Origin of the sequence: Pauljensenia sp. UMB9872 (assembly GCF_030212665.1) — a bacterium.
GTDB classification, from domain to species: domain Bacteria; phylum Actinomycetota; class Actinomycetes; order Actinomycetales; family Actinomycetaceae; genus Pauljensenia; species Pauljensenia turicensis_B.
The window spans coordinates 61,696-82,543 of the sequence record NZ_JASOER010000001.1 but is presented as its reverse complement, the minus strand read 5'-3'; the positions used below and the strand labels follow the sequence as shown (position 1 = coordinate 82,543).

The 20,848-nt window shown below is 57.2% G+C and carries 16 protein-coding genes; 7 read left to right on the top strand and 9 right to left on the bottom strand.

The annotated features are described in order from the left end of the window. On the bottom strand, positions 1 to 3,150 hold the full coding sequence (locus tag QP109_RS00370) for a PD-(D/E)XK nuclease family protein (RefSeq protein ID WP_101627965.1): 3,150 nt from the start codon (positions 3,148 to 3,150) through the stop codon (positions 1 to 3). A 94-nt stretch (positions 3,151 to 3,244) separates the two neighbouring features. Between QP109_RS00370 and QP109_RS00365 the strand changes: the two genes are divergently transcribed. Then, positions 3,245 to 3,466, top strand: coding sequence for a DUF3107 domain-containing protein (locus tag QP109_RS00365; RefSeq protein WP_101627966.1), 222 nt, complete (start codon positions 3,245 to 3,247; stop codon positions 3,464 to 3,466). Between the two features lie 80 nt (positions 3,467 to 3,546). On the opposite strand, the gene QP109_RS00360 is transcribed toward QP109_RS00365, so the two are convergent. Beyond that, positions 3,547 to 4,176, bottom strand: coding sequence for a ferritin-like fold-containing protein (locus tag QP109_RS00360; protein WP_101627967.1), 630 nt, complete (start codon positions 4,174 to 4,176; stop codon positions 3,547 to 3,549). 305 nt (positions 4,177 to 4,481) lie between these two features. Between QP109_RS00360 and QP109_RS00355 the strand changes: the two genes are divergently transcribed. Next, on the top strand, positions 4,482 to 6,275 hold the full coding sequence (locus QP109_RS00355) for a DEAD/DEAH box helicase (protein ID WP_285022583.1): 1,794 nt from the start codon (positions 4,482 to 4,484) through the stop codon (positions 6,273 to 6,275). A 262-nt stretch (positions 6,276 to 6,537) separates the two neighbouring features. Here QP109_RS00355 and QP109_RS00350 read toward each other — a convergent pair whose 3' ends face one another. The 6 genes from QP109_RS00350 to QP109_RS00325 all read right to left on the bottom strand — a co-directional run bounded on the left by QP109_RS00350 (position 6,538) and on the right by QP109_RS00325 (position 13,055). Then, positions 6,538 to 7,350: a hypothetical protein gene (locus QP109_RS00350; protein ID WP_101627969.1), complete on the bottom strand. Its 813-nt coding sequence runs from the start codon at positions 7,348 to 7,350 to the stop codon at positions 6,538 to 6,540. Beyond that, positions 7,350 to 8,057, bottom strand: a complete 708-nt coding sequence (locus QP109_RS00345) for an ABC transporter ATP-binding protein (protein ID WP_285022582.1) — start codon at positions 8,055 to 8,057, stop codon at positions 7,350 to 7,352. The genes QP109_RS00350 and QP109_RS00345 overlap by 1 nt, the downstream gene beginning before the upstream one ends. Further along, the gene (locus QP109_RS00340; RefSeq protein WP_101627971.1) at positions 8,054 to 8,443 is read right to left on the bottom strand and encodes a GntR family transcriptional regulator; all 390 of its coding nucleotides are present in this window, start codon (positions 8,441 to 8,443) and stop codon (positions 8,054 to 8,056) included. Before QP109_RS00340 ends, QP109_RS00345 begins: the two co-directional genes overlap by 4 nt. Positions 8,444 to 8,953: 510 nt before the next feature. After that, positions 8,954 to 11,320, bottom strand: coding sequence for a glycogen/starch/alpha-glucan phosphorylase (locus tag QP109_RS00335; protein ID WP_285022581.1), 2,367 nt, complete (start codon positions 11,318 to 11,320; stop codon positions 8,954 to 8,956). A gap of 257 nt (positions 11,321 to 11,577) precedes the next feature. Continuing rightward, positions 11,578 to 12,213, bottom strand: coding sequence for a MarC family protein (locus QP109_RS00330; RefSeq protein ID WP_285022580.1), 636 nt, complete (start codon positions 12,211 to 12,213; stop codon positions 11,578 to 11,580). Next, positions 12,210 to 13,055, bottom strand: a complete 846-nt coding sequence (locus QP109_RS00325) for a PHP domain-containing protein (protein WP_285022579.1) — start codon at positions 13,053 to 13,055, stop codon at positions 12,210 to 12,212. The genes QP109_RS00330 and QP109_RS00325 overlap by 4 nt, the downstream gene beginning before the upstream one ends. Before the next feature lie 47 nt (positions 13,056 to 13,102). Here QP109_RS00325 and QP109_RS00320 point away from each other — a divergent pair, with 47 nt between their 5' ends. Both QP109_RS00320 and QP109_RS00315 read left to right on the top strand, forming a co-directional pair. Further along, positions 13,103 to 14,650, top strand: coding sequence for an aminopeptidase P family protein (locus QP109_RS00320; protein ID WP_502929259.1), 1,548 nt, complete (start codon positions 13,103 to 13,105; stop codon positions 14,648 to 14,650). 193 nt (positions 14,651 to 14,843) lie between these two features. Next, the gene (locus tag QP109_RS00315) at positions 14,844 to 16,652 is read left to right on the top strand and encodes a hypothetical protein (protein WP_285022577.1); all 1,809 of its coding nucleotides are present in this window, start codon (positions 14,844 to 14,846) and stop codon (positions 16,650 to 16,652) included. A gap of 88 nt (positions 16,653 to 16,740) precedes the next feature. Here QP109_RS00315 and QP109_RS00310 read toward each other — a convergent pair whose 3' ends face one another. After that, a complete protein-coding gene (locus QP109_RS00310) occupies positions 16,741 to 17,520 on the bottom strand; it encodes a YflT domain-containing protein (protein WP_270771571.1) in 780 nt (259 codons plus the stop codon). 95 nt (positions 17,521 to 17,615) lie between these two features. Here QP109_RS00310 and QP109_RS00305 point away from each other — a divergent pair, with 95 nt between their 5' ends. From QP109_RS00305 to QP109_RS00295, 3 genes are all read left to right on the top strand, one after another. Then, complete coding sequence (locus QP109_RS00305) at positions 17,616 to 18,905, top strand: magnesium transporter MgtE N-terminal domain-containing protein (protein ID WP_101627978.1); 1,290 nt, start codon at positions 17,616 to 17,618, stop codon at positions 18,903 to 18,905. After that, complete coding sequence (locus QP109_RS00300; protein ID WP_285022576.1) at positions 18,898 to 19,497, top strand: DUF1003 domain-containing protein; 600 nt, start codon at positions 18,898 to 18,900, stop codon at positions 19,495 to 19,497. The genes QP109_RS00305 and QP109_RS00300 overlap by 8 nt, the downstream gene beginning before the upstream one ends. Positions 19,498 to 19,686: 189 nt before the next feature. Next, on the top strand, positions 19,687 to 20,817 hold the full coding sequence (locus QP109_RS00295; RefSeq protein ID WP_285022575.1) for an Mrp/NBP35 family ATP-binding protein: 1,131 nt from the start codon (positions 19,687 to 19,689) through the stop codon (positions 20,815 to 20,817). The last annotated feature ends 31 nt before the right edge of the window (positions 20,818 to 20,848 follow it).

The following is a 20,848-nucleotide window of genomic DNA, read 5'->3' as shown; positions in this document are numbered from 1 at the left end:
TCAGTCCACCGTCCTTCGACCGCTGTCTTGTGCAGGACATGAGCGCGCAAACACGCACCGTGAGCACTTCGTATTATCTGGTTTCGCCTGCAAGCGAATGCCACGCGCGATTTCTCCTGCGCTTTGAATAACGGCATGCCAGGCGTATTTTTCGTCTTCGTCAAGAACGCTTTGCGTGCGCTCTTGCAGTTTCTTTGCCAGAAAGACCAGCTTGGCACCGTTTACTTCACTGGCCTGACGGTCAAGCCCTAGGTCTGCACCGTTTGCGATCATCTGACCGAGAGCAATCTGATAGATCGCCAGCTGAGCGTGGTCTTTTGCTTCTTGTTTGCTCGCAACTTTTCCTGTTTTAAAGTCAACAATTTGAACGCGACCATCGGGGTCAACCTCAAGGCGATCCAGGCGTCCACGGATCGTGACGCCATCCATGTCGACTTCGATCGAGCGTTCAGTAGCAATCTCAATGTCGTGCGGACATTGCGCGAGGTATTCAGCAAGATGTTCAACCTTGTCGAGGGCGGAATCTTTAAACTCAATTCCGCCCCAGGTCTGCATATCGATATCGATTCTTTCTAGCTCATGGAGCAGGTGGGATTGGAGTTCTTCTGCGCTCCCGCGAGGGAAGACTTCAGCAAGCCCATGGACGATTTGCCCAACTGATTGGGCATTCGTGGCACGAGGCTGTGCACCGATAGACGAGAAGAACCAGCGAAGAGGACAATCCATCATCGCTTCGATACGCGACGGAGAAAGAACAACGCGTTGAGAGGCAATGCGTTGCTCGGAAGTCAGCGGACCTTCACCAGTCCATTCATCGGGATCCGCTGAGGAAATGCCTTCTCGAGCCAAAAGAGCAAGAAGAGATGCTGCCGTCCATTCGTCTTCGCTTTCATCGGGCGCAGATGCGGCGCGACGGAGTTCAGCGATCTGACCTTCGAGGTTCAAAGGAGCAGGTGCCGGAGTCGGAACTGCTATGTCACCGCCCTCTTGGCCTTCAGGATTCACAAGAATCGCGTAAAAGCTTGAAGGCGCATAGTCTTCAGCGACGACAACACCAAGATGCAGATATGTTGAGCATCGAGAAACTGCGGCTGCCAGCAAACGACGTTCGTCATCAAGGACTGCTCTGCGCGCCACCTGAGGTTCATCGAGAAGAACACGCCCATTCGCACCGTCACCTGTCCTACCTAAAGCAACATCCGCCAGCAGGTCACCGCGCATCGCGCGTGTGCGCAGGCGCGTATTTGGCCACACACCGTCTTGCAACCCCATCAGGACGACTACGCTCCAATGGCGACCCATCGCTTGTGCTGGAGTAATCACGCGGACACCCTCAGGCCGCAGCGCAACGCGAGTGATCGTATCGACGGGAACAGTTTGATCGAGCAGTTCTTTTGCGAAATCGCGGGCGTTCCCATCAGGGTTACGCTGCTCCCAGACGTCTGCCACGCGCATCAGGGAGAGAACAGCGTCCAGCTGGTCGTCGTACCACGATGAGTCCTGATCATTGGCTAGAGCGCGCGCTTTCCAGTCGTCACCAACATTTGCCGCATCCCACAGCTCCCATAGAAGTTGGCGTGGACGCTGTTTGTGATCCGTCGGAATACTCCACATCTGCGCCGCGCGTTGCAATTCCGGCGGGACAAAACCAATGTCCTCGTTCGTTAAAAGGTCCGGCTGGTTCATCAACGTGGAAGCCGTAACCAGCGGAGCATCCTGGACGCTTGCACCCATCCATGCGCTGACCCGTTGAAGAACCGAATAGAGTTTCATCCCATCGCACTGGATGAGTGGCGAATGGATAAGAGCCTGCGCACATTCATCACCACGGGCCTGCGGGTGAGAATTCATCAGCTCAAGAAGAATGCGAGTTGTTGCAATACTCCGGAAATCGAAGGCAGTAGAGTGCGAGGCAACTGGGATTCCACCGCGACGTAAATAGCGACGAGTTTCTTCAGCGAGGGCCTCTGATCTGACGATGACGACCTGATCGTCCCAAGCAATCTTGTCGTGCAAGAAGTGGGCACGCAGGGCGTGCGACACGTGTGCGCCAAGTTGCGCGTATGAGCCACCAACGTGGGTGATTACCTTGCCGTCGAGCTTCTGAGCCTGCGGAGCAACCCCACATTGACGCCGAGGATTGTCGTCCGAATGCGCAATGCCCTGGGCGATCACCTTGTAGCGTTCACGCAACACGGGCGCAGTTGTGTACACGTCACCCAGCTCATGAGAATTCAGATGGAGCTTCTTTTCAAGGCGACCGTCCAAATGGGGCTCACCACCACGGTACGTAGCGACGGCAACATCTGAGTCAGCAAAAGCAACAATACGAGTACCCAGCTGATGCAGTTGGGCGAGCAGAGTGATCGTGGATGCCGTACAGTCCTGCAGGTCGTCAATGATAACGAGGTCAGGAAGTGGCCGTTCGCCCGTGATCCCCAGAGAAGCAGCTTTGTCCTGCCACTGTCCAAGAACATCTGCTGCCAGGGCTTGGATACGGGAAATGTCAACCGCCAGTGTGCCCTGATACTCAAGAGCGAATTGAGGTTGTTCAAGGTAGCGTCGGAGCAGTTCACCGGCTGCAACCCATTGGGGTTTATCAAAGTCATGACCGGCGCGGCTGAGCGCGATACCGTCCATTCCGGCCTCACCCGCGCGCGAAAACAGGTCCCTGAGTTCATCGCGGAAAGCAGACATTCCGCGCATTTCCTGCGAGATTGAGTCCGGCCATTCAATGTCGGTTGATTCCAGTAGATCTTGGATCAGCTGATCTTGCATTGCGCCGGTGACAAGCTCAATGCCACCCAGGGGTTCTTGACGTTCAACGCGCCACTGATTCACAATCCGATATGCGAAAGCTGACAGGGTACGAACAGGTCGAAGAGTTCGAGGAGCAAAATACTGAGCCCGAGGGGTCATGATCTGCGCGCGGACGCGGTCAGGAACAATGATGACTGCATCTTCGCCTTTTTCAATTGCACGGCGGAAGATTTCTAGCGCACATGTCGAGCGCCCCGACCCCGGCGCGCCACGAACGATAAGAGAATCCCTTTCCGCTGAATCGCACGCCTGTTTCTGAGCCGGGTTCAGCGGCGGAATATCAGCCCATCCATGCGGGCGCGTAGCAATCTGTACGTTTATTTCGCTCATAGGGTAATCATCTCAGGAGGCATGTAGAAACCAATGTGCATAGCATTAAAGTCAGGTTCGAAAAACAGATTACTCATTGAGTGAAGGAGTGGGTATGAATATCATCGTCGGCGTTCGCGAAAGTACTCGTGAACTGCATCTTGAGTTGGATCTGACCGCTGATGAGCTGACCGCAAAGGTCGCTCAAGCGCTCACAGGCGACTCTTTTCTGGATCTGACGGACGCCGAGGGCGCTCGTTATCTTGTGCCCGGACGCGCGCTGACTTTCGTGCAGATTGCTGATGAGCCCAAGCGTCGCGTTGGCTTCATGATCTGAAGCCCGGTCTTCATACACTGAACGCTCTTCCGCAGCTCGCAGAAGAGCGTTCAGGTTTGTCAGGCTGAAAGTTGACGCTGTTAGGCCTTCAGATGAATCTGCTCCATACGTTCACCGTGACGCTTGGTGACGAATGCGACGATCGCATCAACAGTGTCGGGGTCCTGGCCAAGGGCAGGGTGCGTAAACAGTGTTGCGCGCACAAGACCGAGTGCTTCACCTGCGACGCGTCGCGCCCACAAGGACAGGCGGGCGCCGAGTTGCTCGTCTGCGGAGATCAGCGGAGCGATATTGTCGCGGACCCATGCTCCCTGCGCGACATCCCAGTTTCCGGCTTCTTCGATGAAGAGTTCGTGACGGCTGGCGATTTCGCCGAGCAGGTCAGAGATGATTCCCATGGTCACGTAGGTTTTCACTGAGCGCTCGAACCATGTTGTCGGACGTGTGCGAGCATCCAGATCGTCGTAGAGACCGTTGTACTGCCCGGCTGCTGCAGGCAGGTCGATGTCACGGTTCGCGCACCAGGCTTCAAGCTGGGTGAAGAGCTCAAAAGCCTGTGCGGACATGCGCGCATGCTCGATATGGGCTTCGATGGTCGGCGCTTGATCGCCGTCCTTTGACAGTCGCGTCATTGCGGCGAGTGCCGTGAACGCGAGCAGACCGATTACTTCAATATCTGCGGCTTCAACCGCACCGTTTTCAGTAGCCATGTTCCAAGCCTAGCCTCGTCTGCACTCCCCCGATATCTCAATCGCGAAGACGAATGTCCACGCGACCTGCGCACTTTCCCCACCCCGTGCGCATGCTGAACGTGCGCACCCGGGCGGTCGGGGTGGCCTCGTGAATGCAGTGTGACCATAACCTTGGGATGAAAACTGATGCGCCAGCGTACAATGGGAGTGACCACAGCTGACCGGTCGCTTTGAATACCATGTTTTTGCGCGCGCTTTGCGCCTCGATAATGCGCGATCGGCTGCTATCCCCACCCCGGCGTGTCCGGGAGAGAAGGCAGATCGTGACTTCCACGAATACCCAGGGCACCAATGTGCCCGTTGAAAATATTGACGAGGCCACCGCAACCGCTCAGCAAGCTGATGCGCAGGCCACAAGCGAACCAAAAACCGTTGAATACTCTGCAGGCGTTGTCCGCCTAGGCAATATTGTTCCGGTCTGCGTTGAACCCGAAGCAACGCCGGACGTTGTGGACACGGGCGACGAGGATCTTGAGCACAAGTCCTTCGCTGATTTTGGCGTAACCGACCCGATCGTTGACGCGCTGGAAGACAAGGGAATCACGCACCCGTTCCCGATTCAGGCGCTGACGCTTCCTCCGGCTCTTGACCGCCACGACATTATTGGTCAGGCGAAGACGGGTACGGGCAAGACGCTCGGTTTCGGTATTCCGGTTCTGGAAGACGTTATTGCTCCTGATGAAGACGGCTATGACGAGTTGCTGAACCCGAACATGCCTCAGGCTCTGATCATCCTGCCGACGCGCGAACTGACGAAGCAGGTTGCTAACGATCTACGCGATGCTGCGAAGTACCTGTCGACGCGCATTGTTGAAATCTACGGCGGCGTCGCATTCGAACCGCAGATCGAGGCGCTGGAAAAGGGCGCGGACATTGTCGTGGGCACACCCGGCCGTTTGATCGACTTGCTGCGTAAGGGTGTTCTGCATCTGAACGGCGCGGAAACGGTCGTTTTGGACGAGGCCGATGAGATGCTCGATCTGGGCTTCCTGCCCGACGTTGAGACTCTCCTGTCACGTACTCCCGCGAACCGCCACACGATGCTGTTCTCGGCGACCATGCCCGGCCCGGTTGTGGCTTTGGCTCGTAAGTTCATGGAACAGCCGACGCACATTCGCGCTCAGGATCCTGAGGATCAGAACCAGACCGTGAACTCGGTGAAGCAGGTGATTTACCGTGTTCACGCGATGGATAAGGTCGAGGTTGTCGCGCGAATCCTTCAGTCTGAGGGCCGTGGCCGTTCGATCATTTTCTGCCGCACGAAGCGCACTACTGCTCGCCTTGGCGAGGACTTGACGGAGCGCGGTTTCGCAGTTGGTTCGTTGCACGGCGATTTGGGTCAGGGTGCGCGTGAGCAGGCTTTGCGCGCTTTCCGTAATGGCAAGGTGGACGTGCTGGTTGCCACCGACGTTGCTGCACGAGGCATCGACGTTGACGACGTCACCCACGTCATTAACTACCAGTGCCCCGAAGACGAAAAGATTTATATCCACCGTATTGGCCGTACCGGTCGCGCGGGACATTCGGGCGTCGCGGTCACGTTCGTGGACTGGGATGATACGCCGCGTTGGTCACTGATTTCGAAGGCGCTGGGCTTGGGTGTTCCGGAACCGCTGGAGACCTACCACACCTCTGGCCACCTGTTCACCGACCTTGATATTGCGCCGGAAACCACGGGTCGCCTGCCACGCGCACAGCGTAAGCTTGCGGGCTTGAATGCCGAGGTCCTAGAGGACTTGGGTGGTTCTTCATCGCGTGGCAATCACGGTTCACGAGGCCGCTCTGGCCGTTCGGGTGCTCGCTCCGGTTTGGGGCGCGGAGGTAGCAAGGGTGGATCCGGTTCGAAGGGTCGCTCGCACTCACCGGAACGTAATCGCCGTTCAAAGGACGGGGATCGCGAGTTCCATGCGGGCCAGCAGGGTCGTTCTGACCGTGGAACGAAGGGGCGCGGTCGTGGCAACCACACGCAGGCTCCGCGCACTGAGGGCTCAGCGCCAAAGGCTCGGCGTCAGCGTGTGCGTCGTCGTAAGGACAAGGGTGGCAGCGCCGCCAAGTAGGGCATTCATTCTTGCCTCTCATCTTTCTTGAGCATTGGGTTGTGTAAAACGCTCTCATTGGGAAGCTCGCACGCGAAAGAATATCAAGAGTTCTGGTAACTGATTCCCCAAAATAATAATTTCAGTTAAGAAAACAACTTTAGAGCTGGAAGCACAATTCAACGCAATACACCTTGGGGGGTAGGTCGCATTTGCGCCCTACCCCCAAGGTCCGTGCGGAACCTCGTCGATTGTGACGAAGCCCGACAGTCGGAAGCTGGAACTAACGCACCGACGTGTGGCGCTCGATCGAACGCACACTCCACCATGCGACACCGATTGCCAGCAGGACCACCCCTACGGGCGCACCAATGCCGACAAACTGCGGATCCGTATCAGTCAACAGCGCATTCACTAGGTCCGTGACCCAAAAGCCGAAACGTAATTCGCCCGTGTTGATATCCATCTTCAGTGGGAAGAACGCCATCGCAGCAAAGGTCACCACCTGATTCGCCAGATAGAGGATCACGAAACCCACTACCGCAGCTCCAAAGCCATGCTTCTGCCAACGCTCGCGAGCACTCAAGCTCATTACACCAGCGACCTCAAGAACAATCGTCACCAACTGCACCACAACAGCCACCACCGCGAAGCAGACAATCCAGCTCGGAAAATCCCAAATGACAGCGGTGCGATGCCAGAACTCCTGCACGCTCAGCCCCGCCTTGTGAGCCTTCAGTAGAGCCAGCACACCCCAGTTCACCAGGGTCAGCACGATCGCCACTAACGCATACACCAAGGCAACCAGCACTTTCGACCAGAAAAGATCCCGGCCACGAACCGGCAGCAAATGCGTAAAGTATGCCATCTGACCGTGCATACTCTTCCAATACGCCTGAGCCAGAACCAATAGAACAGCAAGTGGCATCATCGGAGCCACAAGCAGAGCAAAGCTACTAGAAAAGCCTGAAAACACGGGGAAATCAACAGCGACCGCCACGAAGGCAACAAGGCACATGACCTGCAGGATGCCTAACGTTTGCACAACCGCCTTCGCGTTCTCACGCAATTCATACCCAAACAACGTACCAAACATCAGCGGTACTCCTTCTTGAAAATACCCTCCAGCGACAGGCCATAGTCGGCTCGCAGATCGTCCACATTCGCGTGAACAAGCACAGTACCCGCCCGCATCATGATGACGTCATCCAGAATCTGCTCCACGTCAGCAATCAAATGAGTGGAAATCAGCATCGCCGAATCCGGGTTAAAGTCGCGCAGAATCCCCTGCATGATCGTGTCACGCACCGCTGGATCCACGCCCGACAGAGGCTCGTCCAACAGGTACAGCTCAGCACTGCGTGCCATCAACAGAGCAATCTGTAGTTTCTCCCCCATGCCCTTCGACATGGACTTCAGCTGCTGATCCATTTGCAATCCGAAGTAGTCGATTCCTTCACGCGCCTTCTCAGCCGAGAAATCCGAATAGAAACGCGAATACACGTCAATCGCCTTATTCGCATCCCACATCGGATCCAAGAAATCCGAAGCGGGAAGGAATGCGACTTGTGCCTTCGTGGTGGCTCCTGGCTTCTCACCTTCGATCCGGACAGTTCCGTCCCAATCGGAAAGAACGCCCGCGATGATCTTCAGTAGCGTCGTCTTACCACAACCGTTTTCGCCGACCAGGCCGGTGATTGTGCCCGGCTTGAGCTCAAAATTCACACCTTGCAGGGCAGTCGCGCCACCCGTATAGGTTTTCGTCAGGTTTTCCACCTGAACAACTGCATGTGTTGATGTCATTGCGCATCACCTTCGCGTGTTGTGCGTTCGATGTCGGTCCACTGCTCAGCAAGCAACTCCTGCGCCCGATCGAGGCTCAGCCCGAGTTGCGTGACAGTAGTGATGTGATCGCGAGTTGCATCGAGGGCGAGCTCTGCCCTGGTCGCATTGATCACTTGTTGGTCCGCGGTGACGAAACGCCCCTGCGCGCGTTCAGCTTCGGTCAGTCCCTGACGATCCAATTCACCAAGGGCACGCTGGATCGTGTTCGGATTAACTCCCGCTTGTAGTGCCAGTTCGCGGACACTAGGAATCTTCGAGGACGGCGGCCAAGCTCCAGACACGATATTGATCCGGAACGTTTCAACTAGCTGGACCCAAATTGGTCGAGAATCGTCGATAGTCACGCCCCTCCCTCCTGTATCGCTGTATTAATACAGTAATACTATGACACTCCGAGAGGTACTGTGTCAAGCGCTTAATACAGGCGCGAGGGGTGAGGGTGGGTGCTCTACTCCTTCGATTACACGAGGCAACGAAATCCGCCCGACGCCAGGAGTCATGCACGCGACCGACAACCTCACACGAGGCAACGAAACCGGGAACCAGCACAGACAGCGCGAAAATATCGCCTCACACGAAAAACCGACGGCGTGAGCTTCGCAGGCGACCAACAACGTCATACGAGGCGAGGAAATCCGCCTCGACAGCAGGAGCTTCACACGACACAACCTGCCCCCCAAACACCCCACGCAGAGGCACACACGCCAGCAGGCGTCCTGTCTCCCACTCAAACCCGACCGCGCACACAGAAAACTGCGGGGACAAGGCCTTTCGGACCTGCCCCCACAGTCAGAGCCAGCAGAGCGCCGGCGCAAAGCCAGCGAGAAGCTAGCAGAAACTAGCGCGTCGCCAGATCAGTCGATCGGCGTTGCGTCAAGCTTCCAGACCCCGTTCGCGTAGTCGGTGATCGTACGGTCAGACGAGAAGCGACCGGACTGAGCGATGTTGACCCACGCCTTACGCGCCCAACCGCGCGCATCGCGGTAGTCGGTGGCCATACGATCCTTCGCGTCACGGTAGGCCGCGAAGTCGCCGAGGACGTAATAGACGTCGGCGGGCTCGTAGCCGGCTTCGAGAAGCGACCAGCGCAGATCGTGGAACCAACCGGAACCGCAATCATCCAAGGTGCCGTCTGTCAGAGCGTCGAGGACTCGCTTGAGGCCGGGGACGTTCTCGTAGTGCCAGCGCGGATCGTAGTTCTGACGCAACTCGGGAAGTTCGTCTTCGGTGGCGCCGAAGATGTAGGCGTTCTCGTCACCGACGGCGTCGAGAATCTCAACGTTTGCACCATCGAGAGTGCCGAGGGTCAGGGCGCCGTTCATCATGAACTTCATGTTCGATGTGCCCGACGCTTCCTTACCCGCAGTGGAGATCTGCTCGGAGATGTCGGCTGCCGGGATGATGTGCTCAGCAGGAGACACGTTGTAGTTGTGGATGAAGACGACCTTGATGCGACCGTTGATGTCTTCGTCGTTGTTGACCAGGTCAGCGATCGTGTTGATCAGCTTGATAACGCCCTTTGCGCGGATGTAGCCGGGGGCTGCTTTTGCGCCGAAGACAAAGACGCGCTTCGGGACGTCCAGCGTCGGATCATCCTTGATGCGGAAGTACAGGTCAAGGATGTACAGAGCATTCAACAGCTGGCGCTTGTATTCGTGCAGGCGCTTGATCTGAACATCGAAGATGGCGTCGGGATCGATGTCAACGCCTTCGCGTTCCTTGACCCACGCCGCGAAGTCAACCTTGTTGGCGTGTTTGATCGAGGTGAGTTCGTCCAGAACATCCTCGGAAGCGGAGTCAACGTAGCGGGACAGGACGGAGAGGTCCACGACCCATTCATCAGAGCCGGTGACGCGATCGAGAAGAGATGCGAGACGAGGGTTGCACTGCTTCAGCCAACGACGTGGGGTGACACCGTTCGTCTTGTTGTTGAAGCGCTCGGGCCAGATGTCGTGCCATTCCTTGAGGGTTTCGCGCTTGATGATCTCGGTATGCAGGGCTGCAACACCGTTGATCGAGTAGGCCGCGTAGCAGGCGATCCATGCCATGCGGACCGTGTTGCCGGAAACCGGTGCCATGTAGTCGATGGTCGACTGTTCCAAGCCACGTTCTGCCATCTCGAGGCGGAAGCGACGGTCGATTTCGCGGACGATTTCGGCGATGCGCGGGAACAGACGGTCGAAGATCGTCATTTCCCAAGTTTCGAGGGCTTCGGCCAGAACAGTGTGGTTCGTGTACGCGAAGGTCTTGGCGACGATTGCCCAGGCTTCTTCCCAGCCGAGTTCGTGCTCGTCCATGAGCAGGCGCATGAGTTCCGGAATGGCCAGAACCGGGTGGGTGTCGTTCAGCTGGATCGCGTTGTACTTCGCGAAGTCTGTCAGATCCTTGCCGTGGTGTTCGACGTAGTTATCGACGATGGCCTGCAGGGATGCGGAGCAGAAGAAGTACTGTTGGCGAACGCGCAGGACCTTGCCTTCGAACGTGGTGTCGTTCGGGTAGAGGACGCGCGAGATGTCGTTGGTGCGTTCACGGTCGACGATAGCGTCGGTGAAGCGCTGCGAGTTGAAGGCATCGTAGTCGAATTCCTCGACAGGCTCTGCGCGCCAGAGGCGCAGAGTGTTGACATTCTTTGTGCCGTAGCCGGTGATCGGCATGTCGTAGGGCACTGCTCGGACGGTCAGGTCAGCGTAAGAAACGATGCGCTGGGCTTCTTCACGACGAATGACGAAGGGATAGCCCTCTTCCATCCAGGGGTCCGGGTGTTCGGTCTGGAAGCCGTTGTCGAACAACTGCTTGAACAGGCCGTAGCGGTAGAGGATGCCGTAGCCGGCGACCGGCAGATCGAGCGTAGCGCAGGAATCGAGGAAGCAGGCCGCCAAACGGCCGAGGCCACCGTTACCGAGGGCCGCGTCCGGTTCTTCTTCGAGAACGACAGAGAGATCGTCGCCGTGTTCGGCGAGTGCGGCACGCGCTTCGTCAACAAGGCCCAGGTTGGACAGGTTGTTCAGCAGAGCGCGTCCCATGAGGAACTCTGCGGAGAAGTAATGCTCTTGACGACCCTTGGCGTAGGTTTCGGTCGTTGCGTCCCACGAGTCGGCAATCTGATCAACAACTGCGGCTGACAGGCCCTGCCAGAGCTCCATCTTGGTGGCTTTTGCGATCGGACGGCCAGAGACCGCGCGGACCTGCGTTGCCAGGGTCTGGCTGAGGTTCTGAGTCATAGGTACTCCCAGTGTTCAATGTTGTCGTGGCTCGTTTGCCGCTTTGGCAAAGACACCCTAGCTACGAGATTACCGACTATTTCTGGGCAATTGCGCCAAAAGTGATCGTTTGAAAGGTGAGCCACAGTGGGAGTTTTCACCCCACGGGAACTAGTGTAGCGCGTTTTACGGAAACGTTTCCGTTATCGATGATAATTAACCGAGTTTCACCCGGACAGATCCAAAAAGGACAAACCCCTTATTCAAGGAAAAAGACCTTAAATTGCCGCTTCAGCAATGAAGTCGAAGATGCCACCCATGACCAGCTGGGTCGCAATAGCGGCCAAGAGAAGGCCCATGATCTTCGTCAGGAGCATGATGCCACCGGTGCCAAGCAAACGCGACAGGATCAGCGAGAAGTACATGGCGAACCACATAATCAGATGAGCGACAACGACCGCCGACACGACGGCGATCCACCCCGCAAGAGAGGCATGAGCCTGCGCGACGGACACCATGACGGCAACAATCGCGCCGGGGCCTGCCAGAAGAGGCGTGCCCAGCGGAACCAGGGCGACGTTGACGTTCGGGTCGCCAGTATCGGGCTCATCGTTGTCTTTGCCCATCAGCAGTTCCATTGCGACAAGAAACAGCAAGACACCGCCGGAGAGCTTCAGTGCCTCCATCGATATTTGTAGGAGACGAAGAATCTGCTGGCCAAGAACGGCGAACGCCAAGATGATGCAGAAGGAAATAATCGTTGCCTGACTGGCGGCTTTCTTTTGCTCCTTCGGCTTCAGGCGACCGGTTAAACCGAGGAATACGGGGATCGCGCCGAAGGGATCGAGGATGACGATCAGGGTCGTAAACGTCGTCGCAAAAAGTGTGACATCAAAAAACGACGATGCGTTCACGGGCGAATTACCTCCATTGTTCCTGCGTCTTCAACCTGAGAAATTACTTCAGGGTCCGTTAGATTCTCACCCAAATGGTTCGGCTTTCCCAAACCGTGGTAGTCAGATGAGCCGAAGATCGCAAGCCCCAGATCGTCGGCCAATCGTTGGACAGCCTCACGGTCCTCAGCCTGATGGTCGCGGTGATCGCGTTCGATTCCGAAGAGCCCGGCATCCTTCATGTCGTAGATGATTTCTTCGGGGAGCAAACGCTGGCGCGCACGCGCTTTCGGGTGCGCCAGAACAGGCACCCCCCCAGCCTTCAAAACAAGCTCTGTCGCTTCGACAGGATCCGGCGCCCAGTGGTGAACGAAGTAAGGAGCAGACGGATGCAGGATCTTTTCAAAAGCCTGCGACCTGTTTTCAAAAACGCCGGCTGCGACCAGAGCGTCCGCGATGTGAGGGCGGCCGATTGGTCCACCATCGGGAGCAAATTCGAGGACCGTATCCCACGTAATCGGGTAGTCTTCCGCGAGATTTTCAACCATTCGCTGGGCGCGAGTTTCGCGAGAATTTCGGGCTTTCTCGAAGCAATCAAGCAGTCCGGTGTTCGTGGGGTCTGGCAGATATGCCAGCAGGTGCACCGTGATTCCCGAGGCCGCGCATGACATTTCAACGCCTCGGATTAACGCGACGCGCGATTCTTTGACGCTCGCCTCAGCTTCATCCCACCCGGCAAACGTGTCATGGTCGGTCAATCCGATCATGTCAAGACCAGCATCGCGAGCCTTGAAAAGCAGTTCAGTTGGCGTATCGGTGCCATCTGAATACGCGGTGTGAGTGTGGGAATCAATTCGGAGCATAAAACTGAGAGTATCGACCTTCGCCCGAAAGTGCCATCATGGAGACTATGAACGACACGACGAATACTCAGTCAACGCAGGAAAACAAAGCGGAAGAAGCGCCCGCATCGATGGCTCAGCGAGGAGAAGGACGAAGCCGTCGCCCCTCGTCGGATGCGTTCCGCGCGTTCATGGGCTCCGGTTGGGGGCCTCGTATCCAGACGGAAATGAAGCGCAGTGGAGCAGCCGACTATCTGCCCGAGCGCGCCGAAGCAGCCGGCAAGCCTTTCAAGGGCGAGCGCTTGGTGATTCCCGCGGGCACATACAAGGTGCGCAATAACGACTGCAATTACCGCTTCCGCGCATACTCCGCTTTCGCGCACCTTTCAGGCCTCGGTGGCGAGCGCGAACCCGATTCTGTCCTGGTTCTTGAACCGCATGAAGACGGCTCACACGAGCCGGTTCTGTACTTCCGCCCGCGCGCTTCGCGTTCTTCCCAGGAGTTCTACTCCGACGCAACCTACGGCGAGTTCTGGGTGGGCGCCCGCCCCTCTTTGGAAGAGGTCAGCGCCGAGACCGGACTCCGCTGCGAGCACATCGATACGCTCCGCGACGCTCTGTCGAAGGACGCCGGGCTGATCAACTTGCGCATCGTGCGCGGTGTGGATGCGAACGTTGAAGCAATGGTGAACGAGGTTCGTACTCAGGCTGGATTGAAGGCCGGAGACGACGCCCGCGAAGCAGACGAGAAATTTGAAGAGCGCCTGTCGGAAATCCGCTTGCGCAAGGACCCGTTCGAAATCGCTGAGCTTCAGCGCGCGGTCGATGTCACCTATCAGGGCTTCACCGATATCTTGAAGGCTCTTCCCCGCGCCGTCGGTCACCATCGTGGCGAGCGCGTCATTGAGGGCGCTTTTGGTGCGGTTGCTCGCGAAGAGGGCAATGGCCTTGGCTACGACACGATCGCAGCATCGGGCAACCACGCGAACACCCTGCACTGGATCGACAACGATGGTCCGGTGAACGAGGGCGATCTGGTTCTGGTTGACGCTGGCGTTGAGGTCGATTCCCTCTACACTGCCGACATCACCCGCACACTGCCGGTCAACGGAAAGTTCACCGAGGTCCAGGCACGTGTCTACCAGGCTGTTTTGGATGCGTGCGAGGCCGCGCTTGCCAGAGCAAACGAACCTGGCACCCGCTTCAAGGACGTTCACGACGCAGCAATGCAGGTCATTGCCACTCGTCTGCGCGAGTGGGGTCTACTTCCGGTCACCGTTGAAGAATCCCTGTCCGCTGAAGGTCAGCAACACCGTCGTTGGATGCCTCACGGCACCAGCCACCACTTGGGTCTAGACGTTCACGACTGCGCTCAGGCGCGTCGCGAGATGTACCAGGAGGCACTGCTCGAACCGGGCATGACCTTCACCATCGAACCCGGCCTGTACTTCCGTGCCGACGACGAACTGATTCCGGAAGAATTCCGTGGCATCGGCGTGCGCATCGAAGATGACGTGATCGTGAACGAAGACGGTTCAGTCACGCGAATCTCCGAGAATATCCCGCGCACCATTGAAGACGTCGAGGCGTGGATCGCGGCGGCGCAGCAAAGCTGAGCCGCATCAGTTTCGACTAACCGTTTTCAACTCACGCTGGTGGGGAGCAGGCAGTACCTGTTCCCCACCAGCCTTTTCATATCAGCGCCATATCAACGCATTCTTCCGGCGTGAACAGGAAAGATACTATTGCGCAACAAGGTCCTTATGTTAAGTTAGGTGCGCCTTACCTATCACATAAAAGGAGAACCTGATGAAGCATTCGTCTCGAAGAATGCAAAAACGACGCATTTCTCTTCGCACGATTGTTACGACGTTGTGTGTTTCCTTCCTCTGTAGCGTGGCAGGAATCAGTTCCGCCATCGCTGACGGCGGCCAGCACAATTTCGAGTGGATTAAGACCCACGGTGAAAAGACCGTAGTCGAATTGGACGAGGGCAAAGTTGATGTCTACGTTGCTACGCTTTCTGTTGACCCGTTGAACAAGTCGAAGCAAGTAATTCTGTACGGGAAGCTACAGATGCCACTGACCTTCCAAGATTTTGATCTTGAGGACTTTGACAACAAGACATACCTGAATTCAGACAGCAACAAGGTCAAATACAACGAGTATGTGTCCATCAATCTGCTCGTGTCTCCGGAAGACCCTCAGCCCAATAAGTACGACAAAACGATCTTCCAGCTTGATCAGTTAATCCCCGTCAAAGGCGACAAAGTGAAGCTTGTCTTGAAAGATAAGAGCTTCGACATCCCGGTGCCCGCAAAAACCGCTGAAATCGACACCAGCTACCTTGAAGGAGCAATTGCAGAGCACTGGAACGAATACCAGGCGGCATTGAACGCCGGCATCAAGCTCGACCCCGTAACGGCTGATGCATACCTGCGCATCAACGACGAAGCACGCGCTTTCGTGGAGAACGCCAAGAAGGCAGAGAATCCGCCGTCGATCGAAGAGATCGAGGCAATGCGCACAAAGCTCAACGAAACCTACGCCGAACTTCTCCCACTTCCCTACGAACGCGACGGACTGAATTCCTTAATCGCTGAAGCACAGAAAAAGATTGAGCAGAACGGCGCCAACGGCACTCGCTACACCAAAGATTCCTTCGACGCACTGAACTCTGCTCTGGCTAAAGCAGAACAGCTTGTCAGCTTGAAAGATCTGACCACCATTAAGGTTCCTGCCGACGGTTCACCGCTTGTCACGCACCGCGCATTCGACGAGAGTGAAAAGGCATTGCGAGCCGCGATCGATGGTCTTCAAACCGAACCGTTCACCCAAGTGAATCTTGATGCTTTGAAGGCTCTCTACGACCAGGCAGTGGCAAAGACTCCGAAGAACGGATACACGTTCAACAAGGACGGGATTGAGGCTCTTCACGCAGCTATCGAAGCAACCGCAGCTGAAATTTTCACGGCTCCGCAGTACATGGACGAGCAGAAGGTGCAACAGTTGACTGACGCCCTGCAATCCGCACTCAAGGGGCTGAATGAGGTCAAGCTCGATCCGAAGCGCGCCTTTAAGGTCAAGGTCATGTACGCGCACCCCACCGAAGGTGGTGTCTCGCCTCTTCTCAAGGAATACTTCACCGATGAAGCACAGAACCCGATCACGGAAACACTTCCCGCGGTTGACGGTCAGTACGTGAGTATTCCGCTATCTGATCCGCTGGTGAAGGACTTCCCCGGTTATCTACCGACGAATTTCCTTTACGGCTCTGACGACGGTTCCTTGCAGCTCGCAAAGGTCCTGCGCGATTCTTCTGGGAAGCAACGCGTCGTGTTCACTGCGACTGCAGCAAACCTTGATACCGGCACAACCCTTGTTGTCTTCTACGAAAAGAGCGAGAAGCCTGACACGGGCACCACCGTGGTAGAACCATCCGGAGCAGCTAACGCTCAGCAGGCAAACGCTACGTCCACTCAAGCATCCAAGAGCGGAAAGCTCGCACGTACCGGCGCAGACACGTACACCGCCTTGGTGGCAACCCTTGCGACCTTCCTTGCAGGAGCATCGCTGATGGGAATGAACTCTTTCGCTTCACGTAAACAGCGCAACTGAGTCAGTATTTCGACTGATCGATAGTTTCGACTAATCGGATCAGACGCACTGGTGGGGAGCAGGCATTGCCTGCTCCCCACCTTGCTGCTCAGTCGTCTGCCCGATGGCGTCCATACACTGGCTTGGAATCGTCTGCGTCGTTAGAATCAGCCTTTTCTCCTGCGGGCTGGCCAGCGTGGACTCCACCGCGAGTAGGCTCCGATCCTTCGGAAGAAAGAGAGTCTGAGGAAGCAGGATCGGCCTCGTTCCCCGAAGAGGAAGATGCAAAAGACGCAGAGCCATCACTCAAGCGGACACCGAAACGAGGCTTTTCGTCCGGGCGCGACCCGTATTCGGTCGGGCCGGTGGATTCTGGGCAAACTCGACGTGGCTTCGGACGCATCTGGTTACCCGGCGTCTTCTGCAACATCTGGAACGCGCGATCGATATCCGCTGACGCAAGTAGCGCGTATCGCGACGCCACAGTCTGTGACTGGGACGTGAAATCCCTGCGCCCACTCGTCATCGCATACAGCAGACCCGACATGATGATGCCCGCGAGCGCACCACCCAGAATGCCAATGCCAACCCACACGAACGCCGATCCGTTCGGTGCCGCGAAGGACAGCATCAAGCCCATGAAGGCACCCCACAGGGCGCCACTGGAGGCGCCTGACAGGGCCGCGCGTCCCATCGTCATCCGACCGGTTACGCGCTCAACAAGGTGCAAGTCGGTGCCGACGATCGTAATCGACTTGACGTCGAATTCCTGGTCGGACAGGTAGTCGACCGCTCCCTGAGCTTCCGCGTAGGTCTGGTATGAGGCCACCTCGGTCCCTGTCGGCATTACCGGCATGCCAAAGTTCAGGTCATTCGGGCGTTGCGCCATGGGTTTTATTCCTCACAAACTGGACAGTTTTCATTACGTGCTATCCACTATCATCCCACCCAAGGGCATAGGCTGTCCCTGTGAACAGCGCACCTATGGAACTCAGAACAGCCGGGCGACGCGTATACATTGGCAAGCTCGCAGGTACTTCCGTCTTTGACCCCATCGGGGATCAGGTTGGAAAGATCCACGATGTCGTCGTGATTTTCCGCTATGGATCAGCCGCGAACGTCATCGGATTCGTCGTCGAGGTCGGTCCGCGTAAGCGTGTTTTCTTGCCAATGACACGCGTGACGTCCATTGAGTCCGGGTCGATTATTACGACGGGTCTGCTCAATATGCGTTCGTTCACCCTGCGTCCTATGGAGACGCTGGTGCTTGGTCAGCTGTTCGACCGAGTTGTTGCGTTGAACGATGGTTCGGGCGATGTGAAGATCCTTGATGTTGCGATGGAGCGACGTCGCCCGAAGGATTGGGTGATTTCAAAGCTTCACGTGCAGCGCCAGCGCACGACGGCACTGGGGTTCATTCGTTCCGGCGAGACGCTGAACGTCTCGGTTTCTGAGGTGACCGGCCTGCGTAGTCGCGACGTGGAACAGTCCGCGGCGACTCTTATTCAGCAGACCGAGGATATGCGTGCTGCCGACCTAGCGGACTTCCTGCATGATCTGCCTGCCGAACGCCAGATGGCTGTCGCGAAGGAACTGCCTGACGCGCGTCTAGCCGACGTCCTCGAAGAGCTCGGCGACGACGACCGAGTTGCCATTCTGTCCGGCCTTGAAGCAGCCCGAGCTGCAGACGTTCTGGACGTCATGCAGCCTGACGACGCAGCAGACCTCGTTTCCGAACTTCCCGAAGCCCAGGCTCAGCACCTGCTGAACCTGATGGAGCCAGAGGAAGCTAAGGACGTTCGCCGACTGCTCACCTACGCCGAGTCGACGGCAGGTTCGCTGATGACGACCGAGCCGATTGTGCTGGGCCCGGATGCGACTGTGGCGCAGATGCTTGCTTCTGTGCGCCGTGAAGATATTCCCGCGTCCCTTGCGACCGTCGCGTTCATTACTCGCCCGCCGGAAGAGACTCCGACCGGCCCGTACTTGGGTATGGTCCACATTCAGCGCGCCCTGCGCGAGCCCCCGCAGACTCTGCTGGGCACAATCCTCGACTCTGATATTGAGGCCGTTTCCCCGCAGGCTCACGTCGCAACTGTCACACGACTGTTGGCAACGTACAATCTGACAGTCCTTCCCGTCGTAGATGAAGACGCGCACCTTCTGGGCGCAGTCTCCGTTGACGACGTGTTAGACGAACTGCTACCAGAAGACTGGCGCGATTACGATGACGAGGTCACTGACCGCATGATGGCAAGGAGCATTGATGGCTGAACGTCTAGATACTCCCCGCGAAGCTGGCTTCCGCTTCTTCAAGCGTCGCAAGTCATCGAGTGATAGTTTCGGCAAGTTCGCCGAAGCGACCGCCCGTTTCATGGGCTCGCCGAAGTTCATCTTGTACATGACGATCTTCGTGGTCACGTGGATCATGGCGAATGTCGTGCTGTACCAGGTGTCGCAGAAGTATGCGTGGGATCCCTATCCATTCATCCTGCTCAATCTTGCTTTCTCAACCCAGGCGTCGTATTCCGCTCCTCTGATTCTTCTTGCGCAGAACCGTCAAGATGACCGCGACCGTGTCCAGGCCCAGCAGGATCGTCAGCGCGCCGAGCGCAATCTGGCTGACACCGAGTATCTGACCCGCGAAATTGCGAGCCTGCGCCTGTCCGTCCAGGAAGTTGCCACCCGTGACTTCGTGCGTTCCGAGCTACGCGATCTGGTCGAATCCTTGCGTGAGGACATTCGCGAAGAATTGCACGCCGAACTGCTTGCCTCCCAGAAATCCGCTTCGAGCATTGATGAGTCCGCCGAAGAATGCACCTCGCCGGATTCCGCGCACGTTTCAGGGAACGAGGCCGCCCGCTGAGATAAGCGTGGCCTTGTGCATTGGGCGGAATTCGAATAACTCACCGCCCGCGTTACTCATATCCGCACGCCACGGACTTCTGACTTTGGGGGGCGGGAAAATGGCGGTTGCCTACGCTTTGACACTCACTTTCGTGCACCGGCCGGCTTAGGAAACGACCCCACGCGCACGCCAACGTAGGATAAGAGCATGTCTGTCTCAATCGATCAGGTGATGGCCGCGCTCGAAACGGTCATCGATCCCGAAATTCACCGTCCCATCGTCGACCTCAACATGACCAGCGCCGAGCAGGTCACCATTGACGGCTCCACCGTCACCGTCGAGGTTCTTCTGACCACCGCCGGTTGCCCGCTGCGCACCACGATCAACGCTGACATCATCACAGCTGTTGGCACAGTTGAGGGCGTTGAGAACGTCAAGGTTGACATGGGGGTCATGTCCGACGAACAGAAGAAAGCTCTGCGCGAGAAGCTAAACGGTGGTCGCCCCGAGCGCGAAATCCCGTTTGCTCAGCCCAATTCGCTGACCCGTGTTATCGCTGTTACTTCCGGTAAGGGTGGCGTCGGCAAATCCTCCATGACCGCGAACCTTGCTGCCGCGATGACGCAGGCAGGCCTGAAGGTCGGCGTCATGGATGCCGATATCTACGGCTTCTCGATTCCGCGTATGCTGGGCGTCGACCACGACCCGCAGGTCATCGACGGCATGATTATTCCGCCCGTCGGCGCTTCCGGTATCAAGGTCATGTCCATCGGTATGTTCGTTCCCGACGGCCAGCCCGTCATCTGGCGCGGTCCCATGTTGCACCGCGCACTCCAGCAGTTCTTGGCTGATGTCTTCTGGGGGGACCTGGATGTTCTGCTCATTGACATGCCTCCGGGCACCGGCGACGTTGCCATCTCAATCGCGCAGCTACTGCCGAATTCCGAGGTCCTGGTCGTCACGACCCCGCAGGTTGCTGCCGCCGAGGTCGCAGAACGTGCAGGTTCCATCGCATCGCAGACCCAGCAGAAGGTCATCGGTGTTGTCGAAAACATGTCCTACTTGCCTCAGCCCGACGGCTCTCAGTTGGAGCTCTTCGGTTCCGGCGGTGGCGCATCGGTTTCCGCTCGCCTGACGGCTCAGCTCGGTTACGAGGTTCCGCTGTTGGCGCAGGTCCCACTGGACATCGCGTTGCGTGAAGGCGGAGATGCCGGACGCCCCGTTTCCCTTGATGGTGGTCCGGCTGCAAGTGAACTCCTCGCGCTGGCAACAGCACTGGGCAAGACGGAACGAGGCCTGGCGGGTCGCCCGCTTGGGGTCTCCCCCATCAAGAACTGAACGATTGCCCTGCGTGGGCAATCACTTCGAC